The following is a 12845-nucleotide window of genomic DNA, read 5'->3' on the forward strand; positions in this document are numbered from 1 at the left end:
CGTCTGCGATGTGCAGACGAAGGGCCTCTCCGCGTCGCCACGCGCCAGCGGTGCGGGTCAGACGAGCGCAGGCACCGCCTCGACGCCGAGGGCCGTCGCGACGCCCACGTTCGTGATGGCGCCGGCGTGCACGTTGAGGCCGCGGGCGAGGGCGACGTCGCTGCGCGCCGCGGCCTCCCAGCCGAGGTCGGCGATGCGCGCCACGTACGGCAGCGTCGCGTTCGTGAGCGCGCGGGTCGACGTCTCGGGCACGGCGCCCGGGATGTTCGCGACGCACGAGTAGAGCGCGTCGTGGACGGCGTACACGGGATCGGCGTGCGTCGTGGGGCGCGAGCCCTCGAAGCATCCGCCCTGGTCGATCGCGATGTCCACGAGCACCGAGCCGGGGCGCATCGCCGCGACCATGTCGTCGGTCACGAGCTTCGGGGCGGCAGCGCCGGGCACGAGCACCGAGCCGATCACGAGGTCGGCGTCGGCCACCTGGTCGGCGATCTCGAGGCGCGACGAGTGGCGCGTCTGGATCGTGGTGCCGAAGGATGCCTCGAGCTGACGCAGGCGGGGCAGCGAGAGGTCGATGACGGTCACGTCGGCACCGAGGCCCACGGCGTTGCGGGCCGCGTGCTCGCCGGCGACGCCGCCGCCGATGACGACGACCTTCGCGCGGCGCGTGCCGGGCACGCCGCCGAGCAGGATGCCGCGGCCGCCCGCCGGGCCCATGAGGTGGTGGGCGCCCATGACGATCGACAGGCGGCCGGCGACCTCGCTCATCGGCGCGAGCAGCGGCAGCGAGCGGTCGTCGAGCTGCACGGTCTCGTAGGCGATGGCGGTCGAGCCGGCGGCCATGAGCGCGTGCGCCGTGTCGGCCGCGGCGGCGAGGTGCAGGTAGGTGAAGACGACCTGGCCGTCGCGCATCCGCGAGAACTCGGGCTGGATGGGCTCCTTGACCTTCAGCAGCAGGTCGCCCTTCGCCCACGCCTCGTCGGCGTCGGCGGCGATGCGTGCGCCCGCGGCGACGTATGCCTCGTCGGAGATGCGCGAGCCGATGCCCGCGTCGTGCTCGACCCACACCTCGTGGCCGCGGGCGACGAGCGCGTCGACGCCTGCGGGGGTGATGGCGACGCGCTGCTCGCTCGCCTTGATCTCTGCGGGGACGGCGATGCGCATGGGTGGGGCCTCTCGTCGTAGGGGGCGCTGCGGTGCGCCTGCGATGCCACCCATGATGGGAGGAAGTGGCAGGATGCACGAGAGCAGCCGAAGCATTGCCCGCATCGGTGGCTGATTCCGTCGAATCCTTCGGCGGATGCGCGAGCACGGCCGAGAGGTGACGCGGATGCTGCAGGACCGAGGCGACCTCGACGAGGTCGACGCCCAGATCGTGGGCGTGCTCGTGCGCGACGCGCGCGCATCCAACCGGCAGCTCGCCCGCGCCGTAGGGCTCGCGGAGTCGACGGTGCACGCGCGCGTGCGCAGGCTCGAGGAGCGCGGCGTCATCGACGGCTACGAGGCCGTCGTGCGGCAGGAGCGCGTGGGCCACGGGCTGCAGGCGCTCGTGCACGTCACGCTGCGGCCCGGCGCGCGGCAGACGAGCATCACGGCATTCTCGGAGCGCGTGCGCGCGCTGCCCGAGGTGAGCCAGCTGTTCTTCCTCGGCGGCGTCGACGACTTCATCGTGCACGTCGCGGTGGCGGACTCGTCGGGGCTGCGCCGCTTCGTCGTCGAGCACCTGTCGGGCGACCAGACGGTGGCGTCGACGCGCACGAGCATCGTGTTCGACTACCGCCGCAACGTGTCGACGGCGTCGTTCGGCTGACCCGGTCCCCCGCTCCGTCCCCACGCAGCTGGTCGAGGAGCGCGCGAGCCCTTGGGCGAGCCCGCGTCACGAGACCACGTGACGTGCCCGCGGACGCGACCATGCGCATGGCTGGACGGGAGCGGCGCTCACGTGGTCTCGTGACGCGTGCTCGCTACGCTCGCGCGCTCCTCGACCAGCTGGTGGGGAAGCCACTCAGGACGCAGGCAGCGCCACCGCCACCACCGCCTGCGGCCTCCCGGCCACGGGTACCTCGCGCTGCTCGAGCGTCGCGAGGTCGACGATCGTGAGCCCGTCCCACCAGCCGTCGCGCGTGTAGCCGCCGGCGAGCACCGCCGACCACGCATCCGCATCCGTCGCTCGCCACGTCGCCACGGTCTCGTGCAGGCGCGTGAGCGGCACCACCGCATCCGTGCCGTCGGCCGACACGATCTCGAGGCTCGGCCCCTGCGTCGCCGAGCCGAACGCGCCGGTGCCGACGACGAGCGTCGCGCCGTCGAGCGCGTCGCCGGGCGAGCGCACCTGCGCGGCGCCGTGCTGGTGCGTCTGCGCCGTGAGCGGCGTCGAGGTCGTCGCACCTGAGACGGGATCGACCTCCACCATCACCTGCCCCTGGAACGGCAGCAGGATCGTGCCGGCAGCGGTGACGACGCCGTAGTGCGGCTTCTCCCACGAGTCGAACCCGAGGTCGCCGAACGGCGCGACCTCGATCGTGCGGGCCGCGAGCGTCGCCGTGTCGACGATCGTGACGCCGTACGTGTCGTGGTCGACGGTCGCGACCCACGCGCCCGCGGGGTCCATGAGCACGTCGAAGGGGCGCACGCCCACCTCGACGGATGCCGTGAATGCGCCGGAGGCGACGTCGAGCACCTCGAGCCACGCCGGGTCCGGCCAGCGGTGCACCGCGACGTAGACCGTGGCGCCGTCGGGCGAGACGGCGAGGCCGAGCCCGCCGTCGCGGTACTCGCCGTACCCGATCGTCGTCGGCTGATGCTGGAACGGCACGAGCGCCGTGCGCGTCATCGTCGCGAGGTCGACGACCGCGAGGCCCTCGGCGGTCGCGACGAACGCGCGCTCGTGCGCGGCGTCGGCGACGACGCCCCACGGAGCCGTGCCGACCTCGATCGAGGCGACGACGGGCTCAGCCGCCGTCGGGTCGACGACGGCGAGGGCGTTCGACGCCGCGAGCGTCGTGAGCAGCAGCGAGCGCTCCGGCTCGGGCTCCGGCGTCGGTGCGGGCGTCGTCGACGGGGATGCCGTGGGCGAGGGGGAGGCGGTGAGCGCGCCGGGTGCGCAGCCGGCGAGCGCCGCGGTCGCCGCGACGAGCGCGGCGGCGCGGGCGAGCAGGCGGCGGGTGGGCATCCGCGCATCGTACGCCCGGCGCGCATGCGCATCCGATGCGCCCGCACGCGACGACGCCCCGCGACCCGAGGGCCGCGGGGCGTCGAGCGGTGGAGGCGTCAGCCCTCGAGCGTCGCGCTCGCGAGCGTGATCTCGATGCCGGCGAGCGCCTGCGAGACGGGGCAGCCCGCCTTCGCCTCGTTGGCGATGCGCTCGAACTCGGCCTGGTCGAGGCCCGGCACCGTCGCCGTGACGGTGAGCGTCGAGCCCGTGATGCCCTGGCCGGGCACGAAGCCGACCTCGGCGCTCGTCGAGATCGTCGACGGCGTGTGGCCGGCCTCGCCGAGCGCGTGCGACAGCGCCATCGAGAAGCACGACGCGTGCGCGGCGGCGATGAGCTCCTCGGGCGTCGTCTGGCCCGTGCCCTCGGCGCGCGCCTTCCACGTCACCTGCGTCTCGATGCCGGACTTCAGCGTCGTCGTGCCCGATCCGTCGGCGAGGCCACCGTTCCAGACGGTGCTCGCGCTGCTCGTGACTGCCATGGATGGCTCCCTTCGTCGGTCATCCCAGGCTACGTCGGGTCGCGCCCGACACGTCGGGGCTAGCCTCGAACGTGGGAGGCCGACATGGAGCAGCACCTCGTCGAGGAGATCACGATCGTGGCGGTGCTCGGCGTCGTCATCGTCGGCGCCGTCTCGGCCGTCGCGGGCCGCATCGGCGTCGCGGCGCCGCTGCTGCTCACGGTCGTCGGCATCGCGCTCGGCTTCGTGCCGGGCGCTGCCGAGGTCGTCGTCGATCCCGAGATCATCCTCACCGTCGTCCTGCCGCCGCTGCTGTACGCGGCGGCGCTGCAGGTGCCGTTCGTCGACTTCCGCCGCAACCTGCGCGTCATCGCGCTGCTCGCGGTCGTGCTCGTCATCGTGTCCGCCCTCGTCATCGGCGGCATCGTCGCCTGGATCTGGCCCGCCGTGGGGCTCGCGCTCGCGGTCGCGCTCGGCGCGGTCGTCGCCCCGCCGGATGCCGTGGCGGCGACGTCGCTCGGCAAGCGCCTGGGCCTGCCGCCGCGCATCGTGACGATCCTCGAGGGCGAGGGGCTCGTGAACGACGCGACGGCGCTCGTGCTGCTGTCCACCGCCGTGGGCATCGCGGCGGGCGCCGACGACGGCGGCGGCGCCGTCGAGCTCGGCGACGTCGCCGGCACGTTCGCGTGGGCGGTCGTCGGCGCGATCGCGCTGGGCCTCGTCGTGGGGTTCCTCGCGGTCGCGGTGCGCTCGCGCATCCACGACATCGTGCTCGACACCGCGCTGTCGATCGTCGTGCCGTTCGTGGCGTTCCTCGCGGCCGAGGAGGTGGGCGCCTCGGGCGTCGTCGCCGTGGTCGTGGCGGGCATCGTGGTCGGCAACGCCGGCCCGGGGCGCATCGGCGCGCGCGAGCGGCAGAGCGAGCGCACGAGCTGGCAGACGTTCACCATGGTGATCGAGCACGCCGTGTTCCTCTACATGGGCCTGCGTCTGCGCCCCGTCGTCGAGGCGGTGGAGTCGGCCGAGCAGTCGCTGTGGGAGGTCGTGGGCGTGGGCCTGCTCGTGACGGGCGTGCTCATCGCGCTGCGCTTCGCGACCATGCCGCTGCTGCTGTGGTCGATCCGCTTCCGCGCCCGCAAGCTCGAGCAGCAGCAGCAGCGCGGCGAGCAGCGGATGGCGCAGGCCGACGAGCGCTTCGGCGCCATCGAGGACGAGCGCGTCGTCGGCAGGCTCGAGCAGTTCCGCAGGCGCCTCGAGTCGCAGGCGAACGACGTGACGGCCGAGCGCGACCAGGCGCTGTCGTGGCGCGACGGCACGGTGCTGGGCTGGGCGGGCATGCGCGGCGTGGTCACGGTCGCGGCGGTGCAGACGCTGCCGCACGACCATCCGTACTATGCGGCGCTCGTGCTCGTCGCGTTCGTCGTCGCCATCGTCACGCTGCTGTCGCAGGGCCTCACGCTGCCCGCGCTCGTGCGCGGCCTGCGCCTGCGCAAGGACTCGACGGTCGAGGAGCGCGTCGAGCTGCTCGAGCTCACGCGCCGCTGCGCCGACGCCGGCAGCGCGGCGATGGCGAAGGAGATGGATGCGCTCGACGCGCCGCTCTCCGACGACATGCGCGACGAGATCCTCGCGATGCCCGCGCGCCGCGTCGAGCGGGCGGCGACGATGCTCGGCGTCGGCGAGGACGTCGACGAGGAGCAGACGCGCGCGTTCGTGCGCGTGCGCCGCGTGCAGCTCGCCGCCGAGCGGGCGGCGCTCAAGGCCGAGCGGCAGCGGGGAGCGTTCTCGTCGGAGACGCTCGCGGCGATGCAGCGGCAGCTCGACGTGTTCGAGGTGCAGCTCGACGCGATGGCGGGCGACGACACGGGCCACTGACGCCCCGTGCGGCCCGCGCCGTCAGTCGCGGCAGTCGGCGTCGACGAGATCGCGCACGTGCGCGAGGAACGCGGCGAGGCGCTGCGCCTCGGCGGGGTCGAGGTCGGCGGCGGCGGCGCGGATGGAGGGCGCGAGCGCGTCGGCGGTGTCGGGGGCGTTGCGCGAGGCGGGCTCGAGCAGCTTGCTGCGCCGGTCGTCGGCGTGCTGTCGGGTGGAGATGAGGCCGCCGTCGAGCAGGCGGCGCACGATCGCCGAGACCGAGGGCGTCGTGAGACCGAGGTGGGTCGCGAGCTCCGTCGGCGTCACGGGCCTGCCCGCATCCGCGCGCTCGGCGATGAACCGCATGGCCTCGCGCTCGCTGTGGCCGGGGCCGCACGAGGTCTGGCGCCGGCGCGAGAGGCGCGACTCCGCGAGCCGCAGCTCCTCGACCGCCCACGTGAGCTGCGTGACGGGATCGTCGCCCGGCACGTCGGGCTCGACGTCGAGCGACACGTGCGTCGTCGAGGTCGCCATGCCCATCGCCTCCGATTCCTGCATGTCCAAGGGATTGCTAGAGACTCTAACCACATGTCCGGGCGACGGTCACGGGGCTTGGCGTCGCGGCTCGATCGTGCTGGGGGGGGGTCAGCCCGCCATGAGCGGCGCGAACGGGCTCGCTGCCAGCAGGTCGTCGGATGCGGATGCCGCGCGGGCGTCGCGGAAGTGCGCCGCGACGGCGTCGAGCGAGGCGTCGGGCACGTCGTGCATCGCGTAGCCGGCGTCGAGATCGACGTGGCTGAGCTCGAGCCAGGCGAGCTGCTCGCGGGCGTGGGTTGCGGCCTCGGCGGCCGTGGGGTCGGCGACGACCGTCGCACCCGTGTGCTCCTGCAGCGCGCCGAGCACGCTGCCGAGCGCGGCAGTGAGGGCCGCGAGCAGGTCGGCGGGGGAGAGGTCGTGCAGGCGGTCGGCGGGCTCGACGCCCGACGCGTCGCCCTCGATGGCGCGCGCCGTGCGGTCGGCGTGCCGCGTCATGCGCGCGATGACGTGGCGGCGCGTGCCGAGTCCCGAGCGTGCGGGCACGACGAGCTCGGCGTCGCCGAGCCGCAGCACGGCCGTGAGCAGTCGCAGCGATGCGGCGCGCAGCTGCGGCAGCAGCATGTCGACGGTCGCGTCGGTGCGCGGCGTCGCGGCGGAGGCGATGGTCATGATGCGGGTCCCTCGTGGTTCGTGGTGCCGTGGCGCAGCGTCGACGGCGCGACGAGCGCGGCGTCGACCTCGTCCCATGCGTCGGTCATGGCGATCCTCAGGCGGCTGCGGCGAGCGCGCCGACGGCGTGCAGGGCTCGGGCCTCGCAGCGCACGGTGAGGCCGGTCGGGCGGTTGGTGTCGACGACCATCGCCTCGAGGCGGGCGCGGTCGAGGTCGATGGCGGCAGGCGTCTCGTAGCCGTAGACGAGGGTGCTGGCCTCGTGGATCCAGATCGACTGCCGCGTCGTCTCCGAGCGGCACGTGAGCAGGAACGGCTCGCGGCGCCGGAGCTTCGCGGTCACCACCGCCGCGAGGTGCGCCAGGTCGACGTCGTCCATCGTGAACGTCGCGTCGTCTCCGTTGCCGTACTTGAGCGTGCCCATCGCGATCTCCTCGCTCTCGCTCGACCGGTTTGCCCAGTCGATCTGATTGCTAGTTCATCAAGCAAACTATCCGACTCGTGGCATCGAAGCAAACCGATCTGACTCCAGCGGTCCGTCCGACGACGCTCTCGAGCCTCGCGCAGGGTGCTTCGAAGCGCCAGCACCCCAGGGATTGCAGGAGATATCCAGGTTCGATGGCCAGCATGGCCTGTGGCGGAGATGCGGTCGACTGCCGTCATCCCTGCGCGTCCTCGACCGTCGCAGGTGAACGAATCGCGTCGATCTGCCGAATCATCTGCCATCGACGTACGATGCTCGGCATGGGGAACGACGACCGCGCGCGCGGCTCCGGGTACTGGTATCCCGAGCGCGACGGCGCATCGACGGTCGACGTGCTGAACCTGCTGCGCCGCTACCGCGCGGCCGAGACGCGCATGCGCGCCCGCACCCGTGCGTCGATGGAGATGGGCGAGACCGACCTGCTCGCGCTGCGCACGATGCTCGCGGCGCAGCGGCGTGGCGAGCTCGTGCGGCAGCGCGACCTCGCGCAGGTGCTGGGCATCACCTCCGCATCCGTCACGGTGCTCGTCGACCGCCTCGAGCAGTCCGGCCACGTCGAGCGGAAGCCGCATCCGACCGACCGTCGCTCGACGATCGTCGTCGCGACCATCGAGACCGACCACGAGGTGCGCGAGACCCTCGGCGCCATGCATCAGCGCATGATCGCCGTCGTCGACGACCTCACGCCCGCCGAGCTCGAGGTCGTCGCGCGCTTCCTGTCGGGCATGGCCGCCTCGGTCGAGGAGGCGAGCGACCTCGACGCCGAGCTGCGCGACGTCATCCGCGACGACGCAGGCGACTGACGCGGGATCGTCCGCGAGGACGAGGGGATGCGGCCGCCAGGAGGACGCGGGCGAGCGGCGCGACGCGATGGGCTTGGCAGCATGCACTCCAAGACCCTGCTCGTCGCCGCTTCCGCCGCCGGCATCCTGCTGCTCGCCGGCTGCTCGTCGATCTCCGACGGCCTCCACGACCTGCACACCGAGGCGTTCGTCGACCGCGACGCCGCCGCGGCCGGCTGGGTCGGCGTCGACGTGCCCGAGTGGCTGCCGGTCGACGCGAGAGAGATCCGCACGACGGCGACGAACGACGAGACGCACGCCGTCATCGCGGTCACGAGCGACGACGAGCCCGTCGGCTGCGTGACGGCGCAGCGGGTGGCGCTGCCGTTCGACGGCCGCTACGGCGGCTTCGAGGCGGGTGACGCGCTGCCCGACGAGGTGCTGCGCTGCGGCGCATACGAGGTCGTCGCGACCGACGACGGCTGGCTCGGCTGGTTCACCGCGACCGAGCCCGGCCAGACGCCCGACGACGTCTGACGCGAGCCTCAGCCCTCGAAGACCTTGCCGGGGTTGAGGATGCCGGCGGGGTCGAAGACGGCCTTGATCTCGCGCTGCAGCCGCAGCTGCGTGTCGCCCAGCTCGAGCCCGAGCCAGCGGCGCTTCAGCACGCCGACGCCGTGCTCGCCCGTGAGCGTGCCGCCCATGGCGAGCGCGCCCTGGAAGATCTCGTCGGCGGCGGCCCACACCGCATCCGTCGGCTCGTCCTCGTCGAAGACGAACGTGGGATGCAGGTTGCCGTCGCCGGCGTGCGCGCTCGTCGCGACCGTGACGCCGTAGCGGTCGGCGACGTCGGCGCACAGCGCGAACATCTCGGGCATGCGCGTGCGCGGCACCGACACGTCCTCCACGAGCACGGTGCCGAACGAGTCGAGCGCGAAGTGCACCTGCCTGCGCACCTCGACGAGCATCGCCGATCGCTCGACGTCGTCGGTGAGCTCGGCGTCGCCGCCGTGCGCCTCGACGATCGCGAGCGCGTCGCGGGCGATGGCCTCGGCGCCCACGTCGTCGAGCTGCAGCAGCACGAACGCGCCCTGCATGGGGCGGCCCGTGTAGGCCGACAGCATCCGCACCGACACCGTGCCGACGAGCTCCATGATCGCGGGGCGGATGTGCGCGGCCGTGATCGCGGCGCACGCGGCGGCGGCGGCCACCTCGTCGTCGAAGAACGCGCCGATGGTCCACACGCCGCCCGGCACCGCGGGGCGCAGGCGCAATGTCGCCTCGACGATGATGCCGAGCGTGCCCTCGCTGCCGATCATGAGCGCGGCGAGGTCGAGGCCCGTGACGCCCTTGACGGTGCGGTGGCCCACGTCGATGCGCTCGCCCGACGCGAGCACGACGCCGAGCGCGAGCACGGCCTCGCGCGTGACGCCGTACTTGGCGCACAGCAGGCCGCCGGCGTTCGTGGCGATGTTGCCACCCACGGTCGAGATCGCGCGGCTCGCGGGGTCGGGCGCCCACCACATGCCGTGCTCCTCGAGCGCGGCGTTGAGGTCGGCGTTGAGGATGCCCGGCTCGACGACCGCGAGCTGGTCGGCGGCCGAGACCTCGAGGATGCGGCGCATGCCCGAGACGTCGATCGACAGCTCGCCCTCGCCGGTGTTGGCGCCGCCCGCGAGACCCGTGCCAGCGCCGCGGGGCACGACGGGCACGCCGTGCTCGCTGGCCCAGCGCATCGCTGCCTGCACGTGCTCGACCTCGGTGGCGCGCACGACCGCGATCGGCCGTCCCGTCGCCCGGTGCCCCGACTTGTCGGCGCGCGCGGCCTCGAGGGCCTCGTCGGTCGTGTCGACGACGATCCCGGGCGACGCTGCCCGGAGCGAGTCGAGGTCCATCAGACCAGCACCATGCCCTCGCTCGGCACCCAGGCGCCGGGCTCGCCCTCGAAGCGGATCGACTCCGCGTTGCGCGGCGTGCGCGTCTCGAGCCCCGTGACGGCGTCGGCGAACGCGCGGATGAAGGTGCCGTGCGTCACGATCACGAGGTGCTCGACCCCGTGGCGGGCTGCGACGGCGTCGACGGCCGCGACGGCGCGCTCCTGCAGCGCCTCGTACGACTCCTCGCCGGGCCACTCGGTGCCGAAGCGCTCGGTCGCCTGCGCCTTCGTGAGGCCCTCGACCTCGCCGTACGCGCGCTCGATGAGGGCGACGTCGCGCTCGAGCACCGGCATGCCGAGCCGCTCGGCGATGATGTCGGCCGTCACCGCTGCGCGCGAGAGCGTCGACGACACGATGGCGTCCCAGTGCTCGTCCGACAGCAGCACCGCCGCCTCGAGCGCCTGGCCGCGGCCGGTCTCGTTGAGCGGGATGTCGCTGGTGCCCTGCATGCGCAGGGTCTTGTTCCAGTCGGTCTGGCCGTGTCTCACGAGGGCGATCTGCACCCACCGAGCCTACCGGCGCGGTGCATGGACGCCTGGCGGGTCGGCGGGCGCGGATGCGACCGTGGGGCATGCGATTCGCAGGCGTGCTGCCCGAGGATGCACCCGATCCCGGCGTCGCGGCGATGGCGCAGGCGCGGGCGCTGCCCGTGCCGGTGCGCACGCTCGTCGCGCAGCCGACGCTCGCGCGCATCGCGCATCCGTCGCTCATGTCGACGGGCGAGCCGCCGACGGCGGCATCCGTCTCGTGGTCGTACACGCTGTGGCGCGTGCCGGGAGCGCCCGACGACCCCGCGAACCTCGCCGACCTCGACGACGCGACGCGGGAGTCGCTCGACGCCGAGCCCCCGTGGCCGCGACCCGCGTGGCTCGTCGCCTCGCTCGAGTGGATGCGACGCCCGATGCTGTGGGAGGCGGTGCGCACGACGTGGGATCCGCCGCTCGTGGCGCGCGCCGCCGATCCGCTCGCCGACGCCCTGCGGCAGCACGTGGCGTACGTCGCGGTGAATCGCTTCGACGAGGCACGTGGGCCCGATGCGCGGTGGGATCGGCCGGAGCTCGAGGCCGCCTCCGCATGGAACCCCGCCGAGGTGCTCGTCGACGGCGTCGCGGTCGACGGGGTGCGGCTAGACGGCGACCCGCACGTGCTCGGCCTCGGCGCCGTGCTCGCCGACGGCGCGATCCTCACGGCGGCGCTGCCGCGCGCGGAGCTCGCGCACGTGCGCGTCGCGTTCGAGACCGTCGCGTGGTGACGCGCGGCTGGTGCGTCCCTCACAGATGATCGACGTGCGCACCTCACATTCCGCGGCGCTCGTGCGTCAGCAGGGTGTGAGAGGAAGTGGAGCCATGACCGACACCAAGCACGCCATCGTCGACACCCCCGTCGGCGCCATCACGATCGTCGCCGGCGCCGCCGGCATCCAGGGCCTGTACTACGCCGAGCATCGCCCCGCGCCCGACGAGGCCGGCTTCGGCGACCGCGACGACGCGGCGCTCGCCGACGCCGCCGAGCAGCTGCGCGCGTACTTCGCGGGCGAGCGCACGACCTTCGACCTCGCGCTCGACCCCGTGGGCACGCCGTTCCAGCTGCGCGTGTGGGAGGCGCTGCGCGAGATCCCGTACGGCGAGACGCGCACCTACGGATGGATCGCCGAGCGCATCGGGCAGCCGACGGCCGTGCGCGCCGTGGGGCTCGCGAACTCGCGCAACCCCATCTCGATCGTCGTGCCCTGCCACCGCGTCGTCGGCTCGACGGGCAAGCTCACGGGCTACGCGGGCGGGCTCGTGTGCAAGCGCACGCTGCTCGACCTCGAGTCGGGCGCGCTGCTCGACGTGGTCGCGCGAGAATCCATTGCGTGACGCTCCCTCCCTTCGACCGCGTCGTGCAGCAGCACGGGCCGACGGTCTACCGCGTCGTGCGGGCGGTCGTGGGGCCGTCGGATGCCGACGACGCGTGGAGCGACGCCTTCCTGGCGGCGCTCGAGGCGTACCCGCGGCTCGACGCCGAGGCGAACGTGGCGGGCTGGCTCGTGACGATCGCGCATCGCAAGGCGATCGACGTGCTCCGGCGCTCGTCGAGGTCGCTGTCGGTGGCGGAGGTGCCCGATCGGGCGGCGCCGCACCGCGACCCCGACCTCGACCTGCGGCGGGCGCTCGCGGCGCTGCCCGAGCGGCAGCGGTCGTGCGTCGTGCTGCACCACCTCGGCGGGCTGCCGTTCGACGAGGTCGCGGCATCGCTCGGCGTCTCGTCTGCGGCGGCGCGCAAGGCGTCGTCGGATGGCGTGCGCAGGCTGCGCGAGCTGCTGGAGGCGGGCGATGAGTGACCTGTTCTCGGCCGTGCCCGCCGGCGACGCCGACGCGCTCGCCGCGGCGCTCGCGGCGCGGGCGACGGATGCGGGGCTCGTCGACGTGCGGCTGCGCACGATCGACACGCGCGTGGGCACGCTGCTGCTCGCCGCGACGCCCGTGGGCCTCGTGTCGGTGACGTTCGACGGCGCCGACCCCGACGCCACGGTCGAGCGCCTCGCCGAGCGGCTCGGCTCGCGCGTGCTGCGCGACGTGCGCGGCCTCGACGATGCCGCTCGCGGCGTCGAGGCGCTCGCCGACGGCCGCACGCGCACGTTCGACGGCGACCTCGACCTCGCGCTCGCGATCGGCTTCCGCGGCGAGGTCGTGCGGGCGCTGCGCGACATCCCCTACGGCGAGACGCGCTCGTACGGCGACGTCGCCCGCGCTGTGGGCTCGCCCGGTGCCGTGCGCGCCGTCGGCACCGCGTGCCGCCTCAATCCGCTGCCCATCGTCGTGCCGTGCCACCGCGTCGTGCGCAGCGACGGCTCCCTCGGTCAGTACGCCGGCGGTGAGGCGGCGAAGCGCACCCTGCTCGCGACCGAGGGTGCGATCGCCCGCTGAC

At 73.8% G+C, this 12845-nt stretch carries 16 protein-coding genes; 8 read left to right on the plus strand and 8 right to left on the minus strand.

The window, feature by feature from the left end; genetic code table 11:
- Positions 1-57: 57 nt before the first annotated feature.
- A complete protein-coding gene (gene ald / locus BLQ67_RS10595) occupies positions 58-1164 on the minus strand; it encodes an alanine dehydrogenase (protein WP_092504902.1) in 1107 nt (368 codons plus the stop codon).
- Positions 1165-1330: 166 nt separating this feature from the next.
- Here ald and BLQ67_RS10600 point away from each other — a divergent pair, with 166 nt between their 5' ends.
- Positions 1331-1810: an Lrp/AsnC family transcriptional regulator gene (locus BLQ67_RS10600; RefSeq protein WP_092506895.1), complete on the plus strand. Its 480-nt coding sequence runs from the start codon at positions 1331-1333 to the stop codon at positions 1808-1810.
- 195 nt (positions 1811-2005) lie between these two features.
- Here the strand turns inward: BLQ67_RS10600 and BLQ67_RS10605 are convergent, their stop codons facing one another.
- Both BLQ67_RS10605 and BLQ67_RS10610 read right to left on the minus strand, forming a co-directional pair.
- Positions 2006-3172: a YncE family protein gene (locus BLQ67_RS10605; protein ID WP_092504904.1), complete on the minus strand. Its 1167-nt coding sequence runs from the start codon at positions 3170-3172 to the stop codon at positions 2006-2008.
- A 98-nt stretch (positions 3173-3270) separates the two neighbouring features.
- Positions 3271-3693 (minus strand): OsmC family peroxiredoxin, encoded by a 423-nt coding sequence (locus BLQ67_RS10610; RefSeq protein ID WP_092504906.1) that lies wholly within the window; start codon positions 3691-3693, stop codon positions 3271-3273.
- A gap of 84 nt (positions 3694-3777) precedes the next feature.
- Between BLQ67_RS10610 and BLQ67_RS10615 the strand changes: the two genes are divergently transcribed.
- Positions 3778-5547: a cation:proton antiporter gene (locus BLQ67_RS10615; protein ID WP_092504907.1), complete on the plus strand. Its 1770-nt coding sequence runs from the start codon at positions 3778-3780 to the stop codon at positions 5545-5547.
- A 21-nt stretch (positions 5548-5568) separates the two neighbouring features.
- Here the strand turns inward: BLQ67_RS10615 and BLQ67_RS10620 are convergent, their stop codons facing one another.
- The 3 genes from BLQ67_RS10620 to BLQ67_RS10630 form a co-directional block, all read right to left on the minus strand.
- Entirely contained in the window at positions 5569-6060 is a 492-nt protein-coding gene (locus tag BLQ67_RS10620) for a MarR family winged helix-turn-helix transcriptional regulator (protein WP_172802303.1), read from the minus strand.
- 111 nt (positions 6061-6171) lie between these two features.
- Positions 6172-6732, minus strand: a complete 561-nt coding sequence (locus tag BLQ67_RS10625) for a DinB family protein (RefSeq protein ID WP_092504911.1) — start codon at positions 6730-6732, stop codon at positions 6172-6174.
- A gap of 97 nt (positions 6733-6829) precedes the next feature.
- Positions 6830-7156, minus strand: a complete 327-nt coding sequence (locus BLQ67_RS10630) for a DUF7882 family protein (RefSeq protein WP_092504913.1) — start codon at positions 7154-7156, stop codon at positions 6830-6832.
- Between the two features lie 320 nt (positions 7157-7476).
- Between BLQ67_RS10630 and BLQ67_RS10635 the strand changes: the two genes are divergently transcribed.
- A complete protein-coding gene (locus tag BLQ67_RS10635) occupies positions 7477-8019 on the plus strand; it encodes a MarR family winged helix-turn-helix transcriptional regulator (RefSeq protein WP_092504915.1) in 543 nt (180 codons plus the stop codon).
- A gap of 81 nt (positions 8020-8100) precedes the next feature.
- Positions 8101-8535, plus strand: coding sequence for a hypothetical protein (locus BLQ67_RS10640; RefSeq protein ID WP_092504917.1), 435 nt, complete (start codon positions 8101-8103; stop codon positions 8533-8535).
- A gap of 8 nt (positions 8536-8543) precedes the next feature.
- Here the strand turns inward: BLQ67_RS10640 and BLQ67_RS10645 are convergent, their stop codons facing one another.
- Together BLQ67_RS10645 and BLQ67_RS10650 are read right to left on the minus strand one after the other, a co-directional pair.
- Positions 8544-9893, minus strand: coding sequence for an FAD-binding oxidoreductase (locus BLQ67_RS10645; protein ID WP_092504918.1), 1350 nt, complete (start codon positions 9891-9893; stop codon positions 8544-8546).
- On the minus strand, positions 9893-10438 hold the full coding sequence (locus tag BLQ67_RS10650) for a histidine phosphatase family protein (RefSeq protein ID WP_092504920.1): 546 nt from the start codon (positions 10436-10438) through the stop codon (positions 9893-9895). The genes BLQ67_RS10645 and BLQ67_RS10650 overlap by 1 nt, the downstream gene beginning before the upstream one ends.
- 68 nt (positions 10439-10506) lie before the next feature.
- On the opposite strand from BLQ67_RS10650, the gene BLQ67_RS10655 reads away from it, so the two are divergent.
- From BLQ67_RS10655 to BLQ67_RS10670, 4 genes are all read left to right on the plus strand, one after another.
- On the plus strand, positions 10507-11187 hold the full coding sequence (locus BLQ67_RS10655) for a hypothetical protein (RefSeq protein WP_157674801.1): 681 nt from the start codon (positions 10507-10509) through the stop codon (positions 11185-11187).
- Positions 11188-11281: 94 nt separating this feature from the next.
- Entirely contained in the window at positions 11282-11794 is a 513-nt protein-coding gene (locus BLQ67_RS10660) for a methylated-DNA--[protein]-cysteine S-methyltransferase (RefSeq protein WP_092504923.1), read from the plus strand.
- A complete protein-coding gene (locus BLQ67_RS10665) occupies positions 11791-12258 on the plus strand; it encodes an RNA polymerase sigma factor (RefSeq protein WP_092504925.1) in 468 nt (155 codons plus the stop codon). The genes BLQ67_RS10660 and BLQ67_RS10665 overlap by 4 nt, the downstream gene beginning before the upstream one ends.
- On the plus strand, positions 12251-12844 hold the full coding sequence (locus tag BLQ67_RS10670; protein WP_092504926.1) for a methylated-DNA--[protein]-cysteine S-methyltransferase: 594 nt from the start codon (positions 12251-12253) through the stop codon (positions 12842-12844). The genes BLQ67_RS10665 and BLQ67_RS10670 overlap by 8 nt, the downstream gene beginning before the upstream one ends.
- Position 12845: the final 1 nt, after the last annotated feature.

This window comes from Agrococcus jejuensis, assembly GCF_900099705.1.
Classification (GTDB): domain Bacteria; phylum Actinomycetota; class Actinomycetes; order Actinomycetales; family Microbacteriaceae; genus Agrococcus; species Agrococcus jejuensis.

What these genes read in the sequence shown, in the direction of transcription:
- BLQ67_RS10645 (WP_092504918.1), bottom strand. Translation starts at nt 9,893, where the DNA reads ATGGACCTCGACTCGCTCCGGGCAGCGTCGCCCGGGATCGTCGTCGAC.
- BLQ67_RS10605 (WP_092504904.1), bottom strand. Translation starts at nt 3,172, where the DNA reads ATGCCCACCCGCCGCCTGCTCGCCCGCGCCGCCGCGCTCGTCGCGGCG.
- BLQ67_RS10635 (WP_092504915.1), top strand. Translation starts at nt 7,477, where the DNA reads ATGGGGAACGACGACCGCGCGCGCGGCTCCGGGTACTGGTATCCCGAG.
- BLQ67_RS10670 (WP_092504926.1), top strand. Translation starts at nt 12,251, where the DNA reads ATGAGTGACCTGTTCTCGGCCGTGCCCGCCGGCGACGCCGACGCGCTC.
- BLQ67_RS10630 (WP_092504913.1), bottom strand. Translation starts at nt 7,156, where the DNA reads ATGGGCACGCTCAAGTACGGCAACGGAGACGACGCGACGTTCACGATG.
- BLQ67_RS10640 (WP_092504917.1), top strand. Translation starts at nt 8,101, where the DNA reads ATGCACTCCAAGACCCTGCTCGTCGCCGCTTCCGCCGCCGGCATCCTG.
- BLQ67_RS10610 (WP_092504906.1), bottom strand. Translation starts at nt 3,693, where the DNA reads ATGGCAGTCACGAGCAGCGCGAGCACCGTCTGGAACGGTGGCCTCGCC.
- BLQ67_RS10600 (WP_092506895.1), top strand. Translation starts at nt 1,331, where the DNA reads ATGCTGCAGGACCGAGGCGACCTCGACGAGGTCGACGCCCAGATCGTG.
- BLQ67_RS10660 (WP_092504923.1), top strand. Translation starts at nt 11,282, where the DNA reads ATGACCGACACCAAGCACGCCATCGTCGACACCCCCGTCGGCGCCATC.
- BLQ67_RS10655 (WP_157674801.1), top strand. Translation starts at nt 10,507, where the DNA reads ATGCGATTCGCAGGCGTGCTGCCCGAGGATGCACCCGATCCCGGCGTC.
- BLQ67_RS10620 (WP_172802303.1), bottom strand. Translation starts at nt 6,060, where the DNA reads ATGGCGACCTCGACGACGCACGTGTCGCTCGACGTCGAGCCCGACGTG.
- ald (WP_092504902.1), bottom strand. Translation starts at nt 1,164, where the DNA reads ATGCGCATCGCCGTCCCCGCAGAGATCAAGGCGAGCGAGCAGCGCGTC.
- BLQ67_RS10615 (WP_092504907.1), top strand. Translation starts at nt 3,778, where the DNA reads ATGGAGCAGCACCTCGTCGAGGAGATCACGATCGTGGCGGTGCTCGGC.
- BLQ67_RS10625 (WP_092504911.1), bottom strand. Translation starts at nt 6,732, where the DNA reads ATGACCATCGCCTCCGCCGCGACGCCGCGCACCGACGCGACCGTCGAC.